The 16518-nt window shown below is 64.9% G+C and carries 13 protein-coding genes and 1 riboswitch; all 13 genes read right to left on the bottom strand.

Annotated elements, in window-relative coordinates:
- Window positions 1–8: 8 nt before the first annotated feature.
- The gene (locus AC07XM_RS11130) at window positions 9–197 is read right to left on the bottom strand and encodes a CbtB domain-containing protein (RefSeq protein WP_102689075.1); all 189 of its coding nucleotides are present in this window, start codon (window positions 195–197) and stop codon (window positions 9–11) included.
- A gap of 94 nt (window positions 198–291) precedes the next feature.
- Window positions 292–514, bottom strand: a riboswitch (cobalamin riboswitch).
- 194 nt (window positions 515–708) lie between these two features.
- Window positions 709–3183 carry a TonB-dependent receptor plug domain-containing protein gene (locus AC07XM_RS11125; RefSeq protein ID WP_102689099.1) on the bottom strand — a complete coding sequence of 825 codons (2475 nt, stop codon included), beginning with the start codon at window positions 3181–3183 and terminating at the stop codon, window positions 709–711.
- Between the two features lie 144 nt (window positions 3184–3327).
- Window positions 3328–4428 (bottom strand): LLM class flavin-dependent oxidoreductase, encoded by a 1101-nt coding sequence (locus tag AC07XM_RS11120; RefSeq protein ID WP_102689074.1) that lies wholly within the window; start codon window positions 4426–4428, stop codon window positions 3328–3330.
- Between the two features lie 26 nt (window positions 4429–4454).
- Window positions 4455–5789, bottom strand: coding sequence for an LLM class flavin-dependent oxidoreductase (locus AC07XM_RS11115; RefSeq protein WP_102689073.1), 1335 nt, complete (start codon window positions 5787–5789; stop codon window positions 4455–4457).
- 330 nt (window positions 5790–6119) lie between these two features.
- Entirely contained in the window at window positions 6120–7742 is a 1623-nt protein-coding gene (locus AC07XM_RS11110; RefSeq protein WP_016486732.1) for a dipeptide ABC transporter ATP-binding protein, read from the bottom strand.
- Window positions 7739–8629: an ABC transporter permease gene (locus AC07XM_RS11105; RefSeq protein ID WP_016486733.1), complete on the bottom strand. Its 891-nt coding sequence runs from the start codon at window positions 8627–8629 to the stop codon at window positions 7739–7741. Before AC07XM_RS11105 ends, AC07XM_RS11110 begins: the two co-directional genes overlap by 4 nt.
- Before the next feature lie 2 nt (window positions 8630–8631).
- Complete coding sequence (locus AC07XM_RS11100) at window positions 8632–9582, bottom strand: ABC transporter permease (RefSeq protein ID WP_016486734.1); 951 nt, start codon at window positions 9580–9582, stop codon at window positions 8632–8634.
- On the bottom strand, window positions 9579–11207 hold the full coding sequence (locus AC07XM_RS11095) for an ABC transporter substrate-binding protein (RefSeq protein ID WP_016486735.1): 1629 nt from the start codon (window positions 11205–11207) through the stop codon (window positions 9579–9581). The genes AC07XM_RS11100 and AC07XM_RS11095 overlap by 4 nt, the downstream gene beginning before the upstream one ends.
- Window positions 11208–11336: 129 nt before the next feature.
- Window positions 11337–12131 carry a class II aldolase/adducin family protein gene (locus AC07XM_RS11090; protein WP_060516406.1) on the bottom strand — a complete coding sequence of 265 codons (795 nt, stop codon included), beginning with the start codon at window positions 12129–12131 and terminating at the stop codon, window positions 11337–11339.
- A gap of 23 nt (window positions 12132–12154) precedes the next feature.
- A complete protein-coding gene (locus tag AC07XM_RS11085) occupies window positions 12155–13099 on the bottom strand; it encodes a D-isomer specific 2-hydroxyacid dehydrogenase family protein (RefSeq protein WP_095117116.1) in 945 nt (314 codons plus the stop codon).
- On the bottom strand, window positions 13096–14232 hold the full coding sequence (locus AC07XM_RS11080; RefSeq protein WP_102689072.1) for an acyl-CoA dehydrogenase family protein: 1137 nt from the start codon (window positions 14230–14232) through the stop codon (window positions 13096–13098). Before AC07XM_RS11080 ends, AC07XM_RS11085 begins: the two co-directional genes overlap by 4 nt.
- Window positions 14233–14449: 217 nt before the next feature.
- A complete protein-coding gene (locus AC07XM_RS11075; RefSeq protein WP_016486739.1) occupies window positions 14450–15340 on the bottom strand; it encodes a LysR family transcriptional regulator in 891 nt (296 codons plus the stop codon).
- 84 nt (window positions 15341–15424) lie between these two features.
- Window positions 15425–16471 carry a LacI family DNA-binding transcriptional regulator gene (locus AC07XM_RS11070; RefSeq protein ID WP_016486740.1) on the bottom strand — a complete coding sequence of 349 codons (1047 nt, stop codon included), beginning with the start codon at window positions 16469–16471 and terminating at the stop codon, window positions 15425–15427.
- Window positions 16472–16518 lie beyond the last annotated feature (47 nt).

The following is a 16518-nucleotide window of genomic DNA, read 5'->3' as shown; positions in this document are numbered from 1 at the left end:
AGGCGTACTCAGTGGCAGGGGAAGGCGGCGCTGTGGCGGGTGTCGTGAGCGGCGTTGTGCACGGCCTCGATGTGCGAGAAACCGGCGAAGTACACCAGGCCCAGGCCCAGCAGGCTTGCGCCAACGGCAATGACGATGCGCTGGCTGAGGGTGACGGGGGTGGCAAGGCTGTGTGGCTTGGCGCTGGTGACGGGCATGACGCGTTCCTCTGCTTTTTGTGGGCAACGGGCAAGCGCGGCATCCCTGATGCGTGGCCGCCCAGGGGAATGCAACAGCGCCCGCCCACCGCGGGGTGTTCATGAACGCCAGGCCGGTCTCCGGGCTTGCGAGGAGGAGCAGGGCTCCTGAAAAGCGTCACCTTCCCATGCCGGACTACAAGGCACAGTGGCACAGACGCTTCACTCGCTTACCGTTGCGGGGGCAGCACCGGGCTTGTCCGGCCCTGATGGAGGGCCTGCGACGCACCGGTTTCCCGTTTCACCCCCTGGGGGGCACCTGAACGTGAGGCATAAGGAGAGCATGGGGCGGGGTTTGCGTCAATTGCCATGTGTGCGAGTGACTGCCGTGCTCAGGGTGAAAGTTTGCCCAATCATTGTGGGCGCGGGCTCGCCCGCGAACACCGGCAAAGCCGGTGCCATCCACCGCATCTGCCTGATTCGCGGGCTTGCCCGCTCCCACTGAGGTCCGCGCTAAACCCAAAGGATGTTTTCAGAAGTCATACGCCAGCTTGGTGTACCAGTACCCGCCACCTGGATGAAACGGCGGGTTGCCGTAGGCCGCCTGGTTGCCGTTGGCGTTGTACACGCCGTTCTTGTCGGGCCGTACATTGAAGATGTTGGTGCCGCCCAGGCTGACGGTCAAGCTGTCGAACAGCAGGTACGACAGGTCCAGGTCGGTAATCCACTTGGCGCCGAAGGTGCGGTCCTGGGCCTGATTCTGCTGCCAGGTTTCGACCTTGCCGTAGCGGGTGGTCTGCAAGGTGCCGGTGAAGCTACCCAGCAACCACTGACTGCCCAGTACCCATTTGGTTTTCGGGGAGGCCGCCACCAGGTCACCTTCGCGGCCATGGCCGACCACCTCGATACCGGCTGCCGCCAGCGCTGCGGGCGTGCCCCGGCTGCCGCGCACAGTGGTCTTGTTCCAGTTGAAGCCCAAGGTCCAGCGCACATCGCCCCAGGCACCGAATTCGCTGGTGTGGTCACCTACCAGGTCGAGGCCGCGGGTACGGGTGTCGAAGGCATTGGTGTAGTAGTTGATCCAGGTGGTGCGTGCCAGGCCCAGTGCTTGGAGCATATCGCCAATAGCACCGGCACCGTTCTGCCGGTCGTAGAGGTTTTCGGTCAACAGGATGCGGTCGTCGATGTCGATCAGGTAGGTGTCCAGGGTGACACTGGTACGGCGCGCCGGTTGCCAGGTCAGGCCCAGGCCGGCGTTGCGCGATTTCTCCGGGTCGAGCTTGTCGCCGCCGAATGCCAGCGCCGCGGCACTGCCAGGCGCCACGGTGCGGCGCAAGGCCGGCACCACATTGCCGTCAGCGTCCAGCGCGGTGCGGTTGTCGCTGACCGTATAGCCGCTCTGGGTCAGCGACGGGGCACGGAAACCGCTGCCCAAAGTGCCGCGGATTGCCACGGTTTCGCTCAGTTCATAGCGTGAATTGAGCTTGAAGCTGGCGGTGTTGCCCGAGTTGTCGTCGTAGTGCTCGACGCGCGCGGCGGTGCCCAGGTACCAGCGCGGGGTCAGGTCCAGGCCGAGGTCGATGTAGGCGGCATAGTTGTTGCGCTTCACATCGGCCTCGTCTTCCGGGCGGATGGTCAGCGCAGCCTGGGCGCCCACGGCGGTCTGGCCGGTGGCCAGCGCGTAGAGCGGGTTGGGGCGCCCGTCGGCCAGGGTGGCCGGGTAAGTGTAGGGCCCGACGCCGTAGGCGACGGGGTCGCCGGCGAAGGTCTGGAACCGCTCCCAACGGTGTTCCAGGCCCGCCGAGACGCGGGTTGGTACGGCCAGGCCAAACACGCGATCAAAAGCGCGGGTGATGTCCAGGTTGTTTACCCACTGGTCGAACTGCAAAGTCGCCAGGTCATCGAACGAGGTTGGCGAGGCCGGGCCGTAGGTAGGGTTGATGGTGAGGTCGCTGGACTGCTGGTTCTTGTTGCGCCCGTACGTGGTGGACAGGTCCCAGTCCCAGGCGCCGGCGGCACCCCGGGTGCCGAGCAGCCACTGGTAGTCGGTGTCTTTGATGTTGTTGAGCGGGAAGTACCCGTCGGGGAACAACTCGGGGATCGAGGCGTTGCTGTTGGGCAGTCGATAGTTGTTGAAGGCTTCGAGCTTGCGCTCGGCATAGGTGGCGAACGAATACAGTTTCAGGTCGTCGCTGATGGGCAGTTCGGCGTTGTAACCGAGGTTGAAGGCGCGCAGGTCGGGGTCGCCGTTCTTCACAGCGCGGTGGTCCCAGGCGGCCTGGCGGTCGTCCTCGAAGTAGGCCCGGTAACCAGGGTCGGCTTTGTCGATCCAGTTGGCGGTGCCGCGCTTGCGTGCCTCCCCCGACAGGTGCAGGAAACCGCCGTCACCCAGGCCGAAACCCTGGTCGCCAGCCAGCTTGATGGTTTCGCCCTGGCCGCTGTACAGCTGGCCATAGCTGCTTTCGTAATGGCCGCCACTGCTGGCGCTTTTGAGGATGATGTTGATCACCCCGGCTACCGCATCCGAGCCGTACTGAGCCGCCGCGCTGTCTTTGAGGACTTCGATGTGCGACACCGCGCTGACCGGGATCATGTCGATATCCACGGCGTTGGCACCGCTGTTGTCCGTCGAGCCGCTGGCCGGCACGGCGCTGTTGTGGCGGCGTTTGCCATTGACCAGTACCAAGGTGTAGGCCGGGCCCAGGCCGCGGTTGCTCAGCGGCCGCACGCCAGACTGGAAACCGGCGATGTTGGTGCCGAAGTTGAACGAGGGCAGCAGTTTGGAAATGGCCTCGGACAGCTCGGCGCGGCCGGTGCGCAGCAACTGTTCGTTGCTGATCACGTCGATGGGTGCCGGGCTGTCGGCGACGGTGCGCTGGTTGCCACGCATGCCAGTGGAGATCACCGTGACAGTGTCCAGGCGTTGGTCTTCGGTGGTTGCAGCAGCGTCGGCGAACGGGGTGAGCAGGCAGGCCAGGGGTAGGGCGAAAAGCGGTGTTCTAGACATCATGTCCTCGGAATACGGTGGAGCACGCAGGCGAATAGGCGCCAGGCCCTGACAGGGCTGGCGTAAGGTGTTTGGGAAGTGTTTTCCAGCACCGGCCTCTTCGCGTCGAACCGCCGCGAAGAGGCCGGTGCTGCGAGTCGAGATCTAGGCTGTGCGCGCGGTGCGCCCAGCCTCACGTTGTTCAACCAGCGCACGAATCCGCGGGATCAGGTCCTGGCCGTATTCCACCGCATCGCGCAGCTGGTCAAAGCCGCGGAACAGGAAGGTAGTCACCCCCAGTTCGTAGTAGGCCAACGCCGCCTCGGCCACCTGGTCCGCAGTCCCTACCAGCGAAGTGGAATTACCTGCACCGCCGCCCAACGCAGCAATCTCGGTCCACAGCCGGGTGTCATGCACCTTGCGCTGGCTGGCCAGCTGCACCAGGCGTTCGGAGCCGGCGTTGCTCTTGCCGAAGTTTTTCTCGCGGCGATTGCCCTGGCGGATACCGATGCGCGCTTGGGCATCGGCCAGAATACGTTCGGCGCGGGCCCAGGCTTCTGCCTCGGTACCGCCCAGAATCGGTCGCAACGACAGGCTGAAGCGGATGTGCTTCTCGCGCCCGTAGCGGGCGGCGGCCTTGCGCACCTTGGCGATGCGCTCGCGCACCTGCTCCAGCGGTTCGCCCCACATCATGTAGACGTCGGCGTGCTTGGCGGCCACTTCGACCGCGGCGTCTGACGCACCGGAGAAGTAGATGGGCAAATGCTGTACCGGTTTGACCAAGGTCAGGTTGTCTTCAACGCGGTAGTGGATGCCCTGGTGGTCGAAAGGCTCCTGGCGGGTCCAGGTGTCGCGCAGTACCTGCAGGTATTCATCCGTGCGGACATAACGGGCATCCTTGTCGAGGAAGTCGCCATCGCGCTGCAGGTCGCCGCTGTCGCCCCCGGTGATGACATTGATCGAGGCTCGGCCACGGCTCAGCTGGTCGAGGGTGGCGAACTGGCGGGCAGCGAAGGTTGGCGCCTGGAAGCCCGGGCGGTGGGCGACCAGCAGGCCGATGCGCTCGGTCAGTGCTGCCACGTAGCTGGCCAGGATCATAGAGTCCGGCGCACTGGTGTTGACCGCCAGCAATGCCTTGTCGAAGCCGCCATATTCCTGGGCCTGGGAGAAGGCCTTGATGAACGCCAGATCAACCAGCGGGCCACGGGGTGCCTGGGATTCGCTGCTTTCCTGCGGGCCGATGAGGCCGATGAACTCGAGGCTCATGAAACAAAACTCCTTGTCTGGGGGGCTCAGGCAAGCGCTGCCTGGTTGCGGCGCAGGGTGTTGCGGTTTTCTGGCACGTCGAGGCCAAAATGGCTGCGCAGGGTTGTATCGCTGTACTCAAGGCGAACCAGGCCACGGGCTTGCAGCAGCGGCACCACGTGTTCGGTGAAGTACTGCAGGCCGTCAGGTAGCAATGAGTTGATGATGAAGCCGTCGGCAGCCCCGTTTTCAAACCAGTGCTGCAAGGCATCGGCAACCTGCTCCGGGGTGCCGACGAAGTCCCTGCGCGGGCGCGAAAAGCGCAGTGCCAGTTCGCGCAGGCTCAGGCTTTCATCCCGGGCCAGCTGCTTGAGCTGGTCCGAGGTGCCTTTGTGGCTGTCGTTGCCCAGGGTGCCGAGATCGGGGAAGGGCGCATCCAGATCATGTTGGCTGAAGTCGTAGTCGTTGAATGGGCGGCCCAGGGCAACCAGGGCATCTTCGATGCTCACCAGGTCGACGGCCTGCTGGTAGCGCTGCTCGACCTCCTCGACATTGCGGCCGACGATGGGGCGGATGCCGGGCAGGATGAACAGTGCGTCCGGGGCGCGGCCATGGCGTGCGGCTCGCTGTTTGAGGTCCTGGTAATAGGCGTGGGCGTCGTCGAACGATTCCGGGCTGACAAAGATGGCGTCGGCGTTCTGCGCCGCGAAGTTGCGGCCGTCTTCCGACACGCCTGCCTGGAAGATCAGCGGCTGGCCCTGGGGCGAGCGCTGGATGTTCAACGGGCCTTTGACCTTGAAGAACTCACCTTGGTGGCCAAGGGTGTGCAACTTGGCCGGGTCGAAGAACTGGCCGCTGTGCTTGTTGCGGGTAAAGGCGTCGTCTTCCCATGAGTCCCACAGCCCCTTGACCACATCCACATGCTCACGTGCAATCCGGTAACGCACGGCATGCGGCGGGTGTTCAGCCTTGCCGAAGTTGTCAGCGGTGCCGGAAAGCCAGGAGGTCACCACGTTCCAGCCTGCGCGCCCGCCGCTGATCAGGTCCAGCGAAGCGAATTGGCGAGCTACCTGGAACGGCTCGGTGTAGCTGACCGTGACCGTGGCCACCAGGCCGATGTGCTCGGTCACCGCCGCCAGTGCCGAAAGGATGGTCAGCGGCTCGAAACGGTTGAGGTAGTGCGGGCTGGAGCGGGCGTGAATGTGCAGGCTGTCGGCGATGAAGGCGAAGTCGAACTTTGCCGCCTCGGCCAGCTTTGCCTGCTGTTTGTAGAAGCCGAAATTGACGCTGGCATCGGCCAGCGCCTGTGGGTGGCGCCATTCGCCCCAGCCGTGGCCGACGCCATGGATCATGGCGCCCAGGCGGATTTGTCGTTTGCTCATCGGAGTACCTGTGGGTTGTGTTGCAAATGGAATGGGGACAGTCATGCGTCACCTGGCCCGTGGGCGAAGATGAAGCTGGGGTGCGGGTGAGAGAGGTAGCATGCGTGCAAGGCTCCTGGGGTGGTCGTGGTGGACGGCCTCCGCCAGGAAAGGGGTCGGTCTGGAGTGACCTTAGCGGGTGTGGGGCGGGGTTGTGAAAGGCTTTGTTGTTCTATGCTAATTATGAAAAACAAAAATAACAGCAGTGCTTAATGATGCTTAATATGCATTTTGAGTTTGAGGCTGACCTGAGATTGCTGGGGGCGCAAAGCGCCCCCGAGGCCTTCAAACTCAAGCTGCAACAGTGACCAACCGCCCAGGCACGGCAGCAATCAACTCTCGCGTGTAATCACTCGTCGGCCTGTCGAACACCTGCGCCACCGTCCCGCGCTCCACCACCTGCCCCTGGCGCAGCACCAGCACTTGGTCAGCCATGCTCGCTACCACCGCCAGGTCATGCGATACCAGCACATAAGCCATGCCCAGCTCCCGTTGCAGCTCATCCAGCAGTGCCAGAATCTGTGCCTGTACCGATACATCCAGCGCACTTACTGGCTCGTCGAGCAGCAACAGTTCTGGCTGTAGTGCCAGCGCCCGGGCGATGGCCACCCGCTGGCGCTGGCCGCCGGACAGTTCGCGGGGCAGGCGGTCGAGGTAATGCAGAGGCAGGTGCACGCGTTCGATCAGTTCGCGTGCGCGCTGCTCCAGTGCCGCACCTTTGAGCAGGCCAAACGCCACCAGCGGCTCGACGATGCTGTCGAACACCGTGAAACGCGGGTCGAGGGCGGCGAAGGGGTTTTGCTGGACCAGCTGCATGCGTCGGCGCAAGGGGCGGAACTGGCGCCAGCCGTGGCCGGTGACGTCCTGTTGGTCGAACAGCACACGGCCCTGGCTGGGCGCCTCCAGGCCAAGGGCGATGCGCAGGGTGGTGCTCTTGCCCGAACCGGATTCACCGACGATGGCCAGCGTTTGCCCCGGGTGAACCTGCAAGTCCAGGCCCTGCAACGCGACAAAGCCGTTGTTCTGGCCTTTTACCTTGGGCAACGCGAACGTTTTGCCAACCCCCTGCAGGCTAAGGATCGGCTTTGCGCCCGGCGGCGGTTGCCGGGGCTGGCGACGGGCACTGAATGCCGGTGCGGCATTGAGCAGGGCGCGGGTGTACGGGTGCTGCGGTGCCTTCAGGATCTGCGCAGGTGAGCCGTGTTCCACCAGCTCGCCCTGTTTCATCACCAGCAGGCGGTTTGCGCGGTCGGTGGCCATGCCCAGGTCGTGGGTGATGATCAGCAATGAGATGCCACGCTCGGCCACCAGCCGCTGCAAATGATCGAGGATCTTGCGTTGCACGGTCACGTCCAGCGCGCTGGTGGGTTCATCGGCGATGATCAGGCGTGGGTTGCCGGCCAGGGCGATGGCAATCAGCACCCGCTGGCGCATGCCGCCAGACAGCTCGTGCGGGTACTGGCGGGCGCGCAGGGCCGGGTTGTCCAGGCCAACCTGGGCGAGGAGTGCCAGCACATCGGCATCCACGCTGCGCGAGCGGACGCCTTGGGCCAGCACCAGTGCCTCACCAATCTGCTGCCCGATGCGCAGGGTGGGGTTCAGGCTGACCATCGGGTCTTGCGGTACCAGGCCCACCGTACGCCCACGCAGCTGGCGCTTCTGCCGCTCGCTGGCGCGCACCACATCCAGCCCGTCAACCCACAGCTGGCCGCTGTCGATGCGCGCCGTGCCTGGTAGCAGGCCGAGCAGGGCGTTTGCCAAGGTCGACTTACCCGAACCTGACTCGCCGACAATGGCCACCGTTTCGCCCTGGCCCAGGCTGAAGGTAAGGTGCTTGACGGCTTGCGTGGTCTGGCCAGAGGCGTGATAACGGATGCTGAGGTCGCGTACCACAAGCAAAGGCTGGTTGTTCATTGTGGGTGTTCCTCGAAGCTGCGGGCAAGGTGGTTGAGGCTGAACACCACGGCGACTACGAACAGGCCGGGCAGCAGCGACACCCAGGGTGCGGTGATCAGGAAGTGCCGGCCGTTGGCAATCAAGGTGCCCCATTCCGCCGCTGGCGGTGCTGCACCAAAACCGAGGAAGCTCAGGCCGGCAGTGGCCAGGATGGCGGCGCCGAAGTCCAAGGTGGCCAGCACGGCCACAGGCCCCCAGGCATTGGGCAGCACATGCCGCAGCAAGGTGCGGCGCCAGCTGGCGCCACCCAGGCGTGCGGCCTCGACATAGGGCAGGGTCTTGACCCGCAGCACTTCGCCGCGGGTGGTGCGGGCAAAGCCGGGGATGATGCCGACGCCGACGGCGATCGCCACCGGCACCGTGCCAAAACCGATAGCGGTAACGATGGCCAGGGCCAGCAGCAGGCCGGGCAGGGCCAACAGTACATCGACCAGGCGCATGAGGGCGGCATCCAGACGCCCGCCGGCAAACCCGGCGAGTACGCCCAGGCTCAAGCCGCCTGCCAGGGCAATGCCAACTGCCAGCAATGCCGCCTGCACCGACAGGCTGGCGCCATACACCACGCGGGTATACAGGTCACGGCCCAGCTCGTCGGTGCCGAACCAGTGGACGGCGTCAGGGGCCCGTAGCTTGTCGACCGGCGACGTGGCGTAAGGGTCGAAACTGGTCAGCCAGTGCGGCGCCAGTGCCGCCAGCAGGGCGAACAGCACCACCAGCAGCGCCAGGCTGAAGCCTGGTCGCGCCAGCAAAGGGGCGAGCGCCTGGCCCAAGCGTTGCAGGCGTGTGCGGCGCTTCCAGGTGGCTGACGGTGGGGCAGCACACAGGAGGTGAGTATCGGCGGTCATGGTCAGGTCACCTTCGTGGCATGGGCGATTCGGGGGTCAAGGTACGGGTAGAGCAGGTCGACGATCAGGTTCACCAGCACGAAGGCTGCCGCCGATACCGCCACAATCGCCAGCACCACCGGAATGTCCTGGCGCAGCACAGCTTCCTGGGCCAAACGGCCAACGCCGTTGCGCGAAAAGATGGTTTCGACCAGTACGGCCCCGGACACCGTGTTGCCCACCTGCAAACCGACCAGGGTCAGAATTGGCAGGGCAGCATTGCGCAGGCCGTGTCGTGCCTGCACTTGCGCACGGCTCAGGCCTTTGGCGAATGCGGTGGCGATGTAGGGCTCCTGCCACACACCCTGGAAACCGCGTTGCAACACTTGCGCGTACACCGCAGCACTGGGGATGGCCAGCGTCACCGCCGGCAGTACCAGGCTGGCAAACCCCTGGCTGCCGGTGGCCGGGAACCAGCCCAGGCCAAAGGCGAACACCTGGATCAGTAGCAGCCCCATCCAGAACACCGGTACCGAAAAACCCAGTGACGGCAAGCGTGACAGCGCCACCTTCAGCGGTTGCCATTGCAGGTAGGCGGTGAGGTAGGCCAGGCCGATGCCGCCAAGCAACGACAGCGCGATGGCAAAGCCAGCCAGGGCCAGGGTTTGCGGCAGGCGCTCGGCCAGCAGCGCGGTCACTGGGCGGTTCAGTGACAACGACTGGCCCAGGTCACCGTGCAGTGCCCGCCATAGCAGGTCGAAATACTGCTCGAAAATGCCCTTGTCCAGGCCGTAGTAGGCGCGTGCCTTCGCCAGGTCCTCGGGCGACAGGCCATCGGCTTCCATACCCGAGGCGCTGAGCATGATCGCCAGGGTGTCACCAGGCAGCAGATAGAGAATGAAGTAGGTGATGGTGTAGGCGCCCCACAGCACCAGCAGCGCCTGGCCGATGCGGCCGATCAGGTAGCGGTTCATGGCTGCGCGACCTGGATGTCACTGAGGAAGGCAAAACCTTCGGCGGTCCAGCGGAAGTCCTTGACCCGAGGTGCGGTGGCGGCTTGCCACACGCGTTCGTACAGCGGGAACGCCGAGGCTTCGTCAACCAGCAGGTCTTGCAGCTGGCCATAGGCCTGTGCGCGTTGTTCGTCGTGGGTGGCGGTAATGCCGTTGTCGAACAAGGTTTGTGCCTGGGCCAGTGCGTGTGGCTCGTAAGTATTGGTGGCCAAGGTGGCACTGCTGGCGGCGCGCGGGTCGAGGATGGTCTGCAGGATGATCGGATCGGCGCGGGTCATGTAGGTGGAGGTGAGGTCGTAGTTGCCCGAAGCGTTGCCGGCCACCCATTCGGCACGGGTCAGCACGTTCAGCTTGAGGTCGATGCCAACCTTGCGCAGTTGGTCCTGCACCAGCACATCACCGGCGCTTTCGGCAGGGGTGAGGTTGTAGCGCAGGGTCAGGCGTTTGCCGTCCTTGTGCCGGTAGCCGTCATCGCCCTTGCGCCAGCCGGCGGCATCCAGCAGGCGCTCGGCGCCCTGCGGGTCGTAGGCCAGTTTGCTGGTCTGTGGTTTGAAGTACGGCGTGGTCACGTCGTACACGCCGGTCACCACCGGGAATTCGGCGTTGTAGACGGTGTGCGCATAGCTGGTGCGGTCGATGGCCTTCTGCAAGGCCAGGCGCACCTGGCGGTCACCCAGCAGGCGGCCGTTGCGGGTGTTGGGGTAAAGGTTGAGCGCCGGGCCTGGCAACGAGCGGCTCTGGATGGCCGCACCCTTTGCCTGGAACAGCTTCAGGTCAACCTCGGAGAACGGGTTACGTGGCCAGAGGATGTCAGCCTTGCCCTGCAGGAACAGGCCGTTGCGCACGCTTTCTTCGGGGATATAGCTGATCTCCACGCGGTCCAGGTGGGCGGCGCCAGGGTTTTTGACGTTGGCCGAGGCCCAGGCATAGTCCGCTCGCTTGACCAGGCGTGCGCCGACTTCCGGGGTGTAGTGTTCGAGGATGAACGGGCCGGTGCCGATGATTTTGCCCAATGAACGCTCCTGGGCACTGAGCGCGTAGGAGGCCGGGGCGAGAATGGCCAGGTTGGTGGTGGATGTGGCCTGCAGGAAGCCGGCGTTGGGCCGTGAAAGCACCAGGCGGACGGTGAACGGGTCGACCACTTCGGCATGGTCGAAGCCGGCCAGGTAGGTGGCGCCGAATGTGGCGGGCAGTTGTGCAGCGAAGGCCTTGTTGCTGTCGAAGGCCGTTTTCACGGCTTGGGCGTCGAAGCGCTCGCCGTTGCTGAAGGAGACGTCCTGGCGCAGGTGGAAGGTGTACTGCAGCGCGTCGTCGCTGACCTCCCAGCTGCTGGCCAGCCAAGGGATGATGCGGCCTGTGGCCGGGTCCTGGTCAGTGAGCGATTCGGCGACGTTGCGCAGCAGTACGCGGTGCTCCAGCCAGTAGACCTGGAACGGGTCGACGCTGACCAGCGTGGTGTTGTCGCCCCAGAAGGCGATGTTCAGGGTTTTGCTGGTGGCATCTTCGCCGGAGGGGGAGCAGGCGGCGAGCGTGAAGGCCAGGGTGGCGCAGGCCAGCAGGCTTCTGGCCAGGTGTAATGGGGGCATTGGGTGATCCTTAAATGGGGTATGAGGTGTTTGTTCGGGCCCTATCGCCGGCAAGCCAGCTCGCACAGGATCACCACAGGCCTCAATCCAGTGGGGTTCTTGTGGGGGCTGGAGGCCACAGAAAACCTGTCAGTCCTGGTAATCCAGCCCCTCCCGGTCCAGCTGCCGGATCAGCGCATCCCAGTGCCGCTGGATCCCTTCACCCAACCCGTCGGAAAACCGCTTGGACTGCTCATGCACCTTGGCAATCGCCGCCGGCGCAGCATGCAGCAACTGGTCATTGCCTCCGGCCTGCGCCGCTACCTGGATGTTGCAGGCCCGCTCCAGCCCGTGCAGTTCACGGAAGGCATGCTCTACGCTGACACCCCCGGTCAGCAGGCCATGGTTGCGCAGGATGAGGATGTTGCTGTCGCCCAGGTTGGCCACCAGCCGCTGCTGCTCGTCCAGGTCCAGGGCGACGCCTTCGTAGTCGTGGTAAGCCACCCGGCTGTAGTACGCCAGGGCGTGCTGCGAGATCGGCAGCAGGCCGTCGCGCTGCGCTGACACCGCCGCGCCATCGCGGGTGTGGGTGTGCAGCACGGCCTTGAGGTCCTGCCGGGCGCGGTGGATCGCGCTGTGAATCACATAGCCCGCCTGGTTGATGCCCAGGCCCAGCGGGTCGTCGATGATGGTGCCGTCCACGTCGACTTTCACCAGGTTGGACGCGGTGATCTCGTCGAACAGCAGGCCAAAGGCATTGATCAGAAAATGCTCGTCGGGCCCCGGCACGCGTGCCGAAAAGTGGGTGTAGATGTGGTCTGTCCAGCGGAACAGCGCGGCCAGGCGGTAGGCGGCGGCCAGTTTGACCCGCACCTCCCACTCTTCGGCGCTGACCCGTTGGCGTACGGTGTTTTCCTGGGCGATGACGACAGACAGTGCAGTCATGGTGTTCTCCAATAAGTGTGGGTTCAGTAGCCGCGCTGGGTGTCGACCAGGTTGTGCAGCGGTGCCTGTTCGCGGTAACGGGCGAAGTTGTCGAGAAACGCATCGAGCAGGGCCGGGTAACCGTCCTCGGAAATCGCCGAGGTGTGCGGTGACAGAAACACCCGAGGATGCTGGTACAGCGGGTGGCCCGCCGGCAGTGGTTCCGGATCGGTGACATCAAGGCTGGCGCGGCCGATCAGGCCGCTTTCCAGGGCTTCGAGCAGGGCATGCTGGTCCAGCAGCCCGCCACGGGCGATGTTGATCAGGTGCAGCCCGGGCTTGGCCTGGGCCAGCACCTGACGGTCGATCAGGCCGTGGGTGGCGGGGGTGAGCGGGGCGGCGATGACCAGGTGATCGCTGCTGGCAAAAAGTTGCTGCAGGTTGTCGACGCGCTGCACGCCCGGCATCTGGGCAATGGGCTGGCCTGGGCGGTTCAGCGCCAGTACTGACATGCCCAGCGCCACCGCCTTGCGTGCCAGGCTCTGGCCGATGCTGCCGAAGCCGAAGATGCCCAAGGTGCGACCACGCACGGGGGCCAGCGGGGTCAGGCGCCAGTCGGCGTCCTTGACCCACAGGCCTGGCAACTGCTTGGCCGCAGCAAACACCAGGCCCAGGGCGAATTCGGCCACCTGCTCGGCATTGGCGCCGCGGCCACTGGTGACCGGCGGGCCCTGAAACACCCAGCCAGGGTAGAAGTCGATGCCCGAGGACACCACCTGCACCCAGCGCAACGACCACGGCCAGCCCGCTGGAGGGTTGTCCACGCGGTTACCGCGTACATTGATCGGGCGCACGATGAACACGTCGGCAGGAACGTCCAGATGCAACTGGCCCGGGGCGATATCGATCACCTCATGGTCGGGCAACCGTTCGCGCAGGTACTGGTTGGCCGGTGCGTCCAGCTGGCTGGCGATGATCGAATGGCTCATGCTGCCACCTCTGCCAAGGCGGCGCGGCCGACATGGCCGAGTACCACGTCATCCTGAGGGGTGTGGATGCGGCTGCACAGCACATCACGGTAGTGCCGCTCCAGCGGGTTGCGCCGCGACAGGCCAGGGTTGCCGGCAGCCTCGATGGCCAGTTCCACGGCCTGGATGGCGTTGCGGCTGACCAGGTGCTTGAGCTGCCCGGCGTGGCGCGGATCGACCTGCCCGGTCACGGCCGCGTTCAACAGGCTCTGGTTGGCGAACAGCAGGGTGTCGATACGCCCGACCACGTCCTGGAAACGCGGCAGGCTGGCCAGCGGTGCGCCGAGGTTGCATGGCGCCCGCTGGTTCAGGAACTGCACCAGCCAGTCGCGTGCGGCCTGGGCCACCCCGTCGTACAGCGCAGGCAGCAACACTGCCATCCACAGCAGGCCGGTGCTGTCGAGCTCGGCGCGCGGTGCGCTGGCCGGGCTGACGCTGACGGCATGATCGAGCGGGATCAGCACCTCGTCGAACTGCACTTCATGGCTGCAGGTGGCGCGCATGCCCAGGTGGTCCCAGTCTTCGACGATGCGGATGCCCGGGGTGTCCTTGCGCACCAGGAAACCGCCCACCAGTGGGTCCTGGTCGTCGCTGCGGGCCCATACCAGGTACCAGGTCAGGCCGTGGCTGCCGGTGGAGTAGATCTTGCGCCCGGACAACCGCCAGCCCTCGGCGGTGCGCCGGGCGACGGTGGCCGGCAGGCCGCCGCGGGCGGGCGTGCCCAGTTCAGGTTCGACGCGAAACGCGTTGATCAGCGCGCCGTCGGCCACCGCGTCGCGGGCCACTTGCAGGCGCAGGTGCTCGGGCCAGCGGTCTTCGTCCTGCAGGCGAAAGTGCTGCAGATACTGCATTACGAGGATCAGTGCGGTGGACGGGCAACCTTTGCCGACAGCGGCGACTACCTGGCGCGCACTGGCCAGGTCGGCGCCACCGCCGCCCAAATGGCGCGGCACGGTGAAACCCAGCAGGCCGTGACGCTGCAGCAGGTCGAAGTTATCGGCGGGGAACTGGCCGCTGCGGTCGTAGCGTTCGGCGTTGGCGGCCAGGGCCCGGGTGAGTTCGGCAAGCGCGCTGGCAGAAGGGGGGTGACTCATGGGTATTCATCCCTGGAACACGTTGGTTTCTAAGACCGTATTCGTATGGATGAGCGCTGTAAAAGTCTTTTTGGTTCTATGCTAATTATTAGTTGTAAGAATTACTTTTGGATCAAGTTATGCGTGTTGGTTATTTTATTGCGATTGAGTTGCCAAGGGCTGCTGCGCAGCCCAATCGCGACGCAAGGCCGCTCCCGCAAGCGCTTGCGCTTTCGGCTCACCCGCAGAGTTGCTGCCCTGCCACCCGGCCAAACTGCTCAACCGGCTCCTGCAGGTTGCCCAGGTAGCGCGGGTGGAACAACCACAAATCCACCTGCGGCTTGAAATCCGTCACATTGACCACGTCCAGTGCATCGCGGTGGCGGCTGTTCTGCAACAAGGGCTCGGGCACCAGCCCAAGCCCTTGCCCATTGGCCACCAGCCCGAGCTGCAGCTCGGTGCCGAAGGTCTCCAGGTTGATCGACAGTCTCAGCCCCTGTTCGCTCAGGGCGCGCTGCAGCCCGGCGCGAAAGCCGCAACCATCGGGGTTGAGTACCCACCCACGGGTGTAGCAGTCCTTGAGTTTGAGGCTGCGCTTGCCGACAGTGCCCTTGGCCGCCACCACGCGCAGCGGCATGCGTGCGATCGACTGGCTGGCGATGCCCTCGGGGAAGATCTTGCCGGGCGGGAACAGTGCCGCGGCGCCATCCAGCTCGCCGTTTTCCATGCGTGCGATCAGGCTGCTGCCCCAGCCACTGGTGACCTGGGTGCGCAGGTCGGGATAGGTTTCACGAATTTGTGCCAAGGCATCGAGCAGCACCACATCGCCAAGGGTTTGCGGCACGCCCAGGCGCAGGGTCCCGGACGGGGCACCGTCGTTGGCCACCAGTTCACGCAGCGAGTCGATCTCACGCAAGATCGCCTTGCACTGCTCGTACACCCGCAGGCCCATGGGGGTCGGCTTCAGCGGCTTGGTGTTGCGGTCGAGCAGGGTGGCGCCCAGGTCTTCCTCGAAGTTTTGCACCCGGCGGGTGATGGCCGGCTGGGTCAGTTGCAGGGCCTCGGCGGCGAGGTTGGTCGACTGGCAACGGATGACCGCCACGAAGGCGTCCATGTCATCGATTTTCATATTCGGCGCTCACATATTGGGGCGGTGGGACATACCGTAGGAGAATAATCCTCAATGGCCGGGTTGTCACAGCGCCTGTGCATCTCACGCGCTCTCGCGGGCAATCAACTCACACGCCAACAGGTTAAGCCGTTGCACCTCACCCTCACACGCTACCACCCCCAGGTGCTGCAGCACCCGCAACGCCGCCAGTTCGCCAATTGCCCGCGAGGGCGGGCGCAGGGTGGTCAGGCTGGGCAACAGCATGTCGGCAAAGGGGTAGTCGCCAAAGCCGACGATGGCCATGTCTTCGGGCAGGCGCAAACCGGCGCGCTGGCCCGCCAGGAGGGCGCCGGCAGCCAGGTTGTCATTGGCGAAGATGATCGCTTCGGGCCGTGGCTGGCGACGAATCAATGCTTCCATTGCCTGCTTGCCCGCCTCGAACGGTGCGCAGTCGGTTGAGGGCACGAACACCCAAGGCTCCAGCCCGGCTTCATGCAATGCCGCAATATAGCCATCGCGCCGCTCCAGCGCACTCAGGTCGCCGGCCGCACTGTTTTGCACGAAGGCAATGCGCCGGTGGCCCTTGTCCAGCAGGTAGCGGCAGGCCTGCACGCCTACCTGGTGATGAAGGAAACCCACTTGCAAGGGCGCCCGCTCAGGGCGGTAGTCCCAGATTTCCACGACGGGCACGTCTGCGTCGGCCAGCATCTTTTCCGTGGCCGGGCTGTGGAAATGGCTGGTCACCACCAACGCTGCCGGCGACCAGCCGAGAAAGGCCCGTACTGCGCTTTCTTCTTGCGCTTCGCTGAAATAACTGGAGGCCAGCAATAACTGGTAGCCGTGGCTGCTGAGGGTGTCGCTGAACGCCTGGATAGTCTGGGCGAAGATCGGTCCGGAGATATTCGGGATCACCATGCCGACAATGCGCCCACGGGCCGAGGCCAGCCCACCAGCGACCAGGTTGGGCACATAGCCCAGCGCCTGCACGGCGGCTTCGATACGCTCGCGTAAAGGCGGCGAAACCTGGTCTGGCTGGTTGAAGTAGCGCGACACGCTGATGGCCGAAACCTCAGCGGCCCGTGCCACCTCGGCGAGGGTGACACGGCCTGCGCCACGGCGCTTGCGGGGGGGATCCTTGGCCTGGCTCACCGGGCTGCCTCCTGGGGAAATGGCGCGATGGTAGCGCTAACGGGAAG

The organism is Pseudomonas sp. GW460-LB5, from assembly GCF_059423245.1.
The sequence above is the reverse complement of the archived record's forward strand: the minus strand, read 5'-3'. Positions and strand labels throughout refer to the sequence as shown.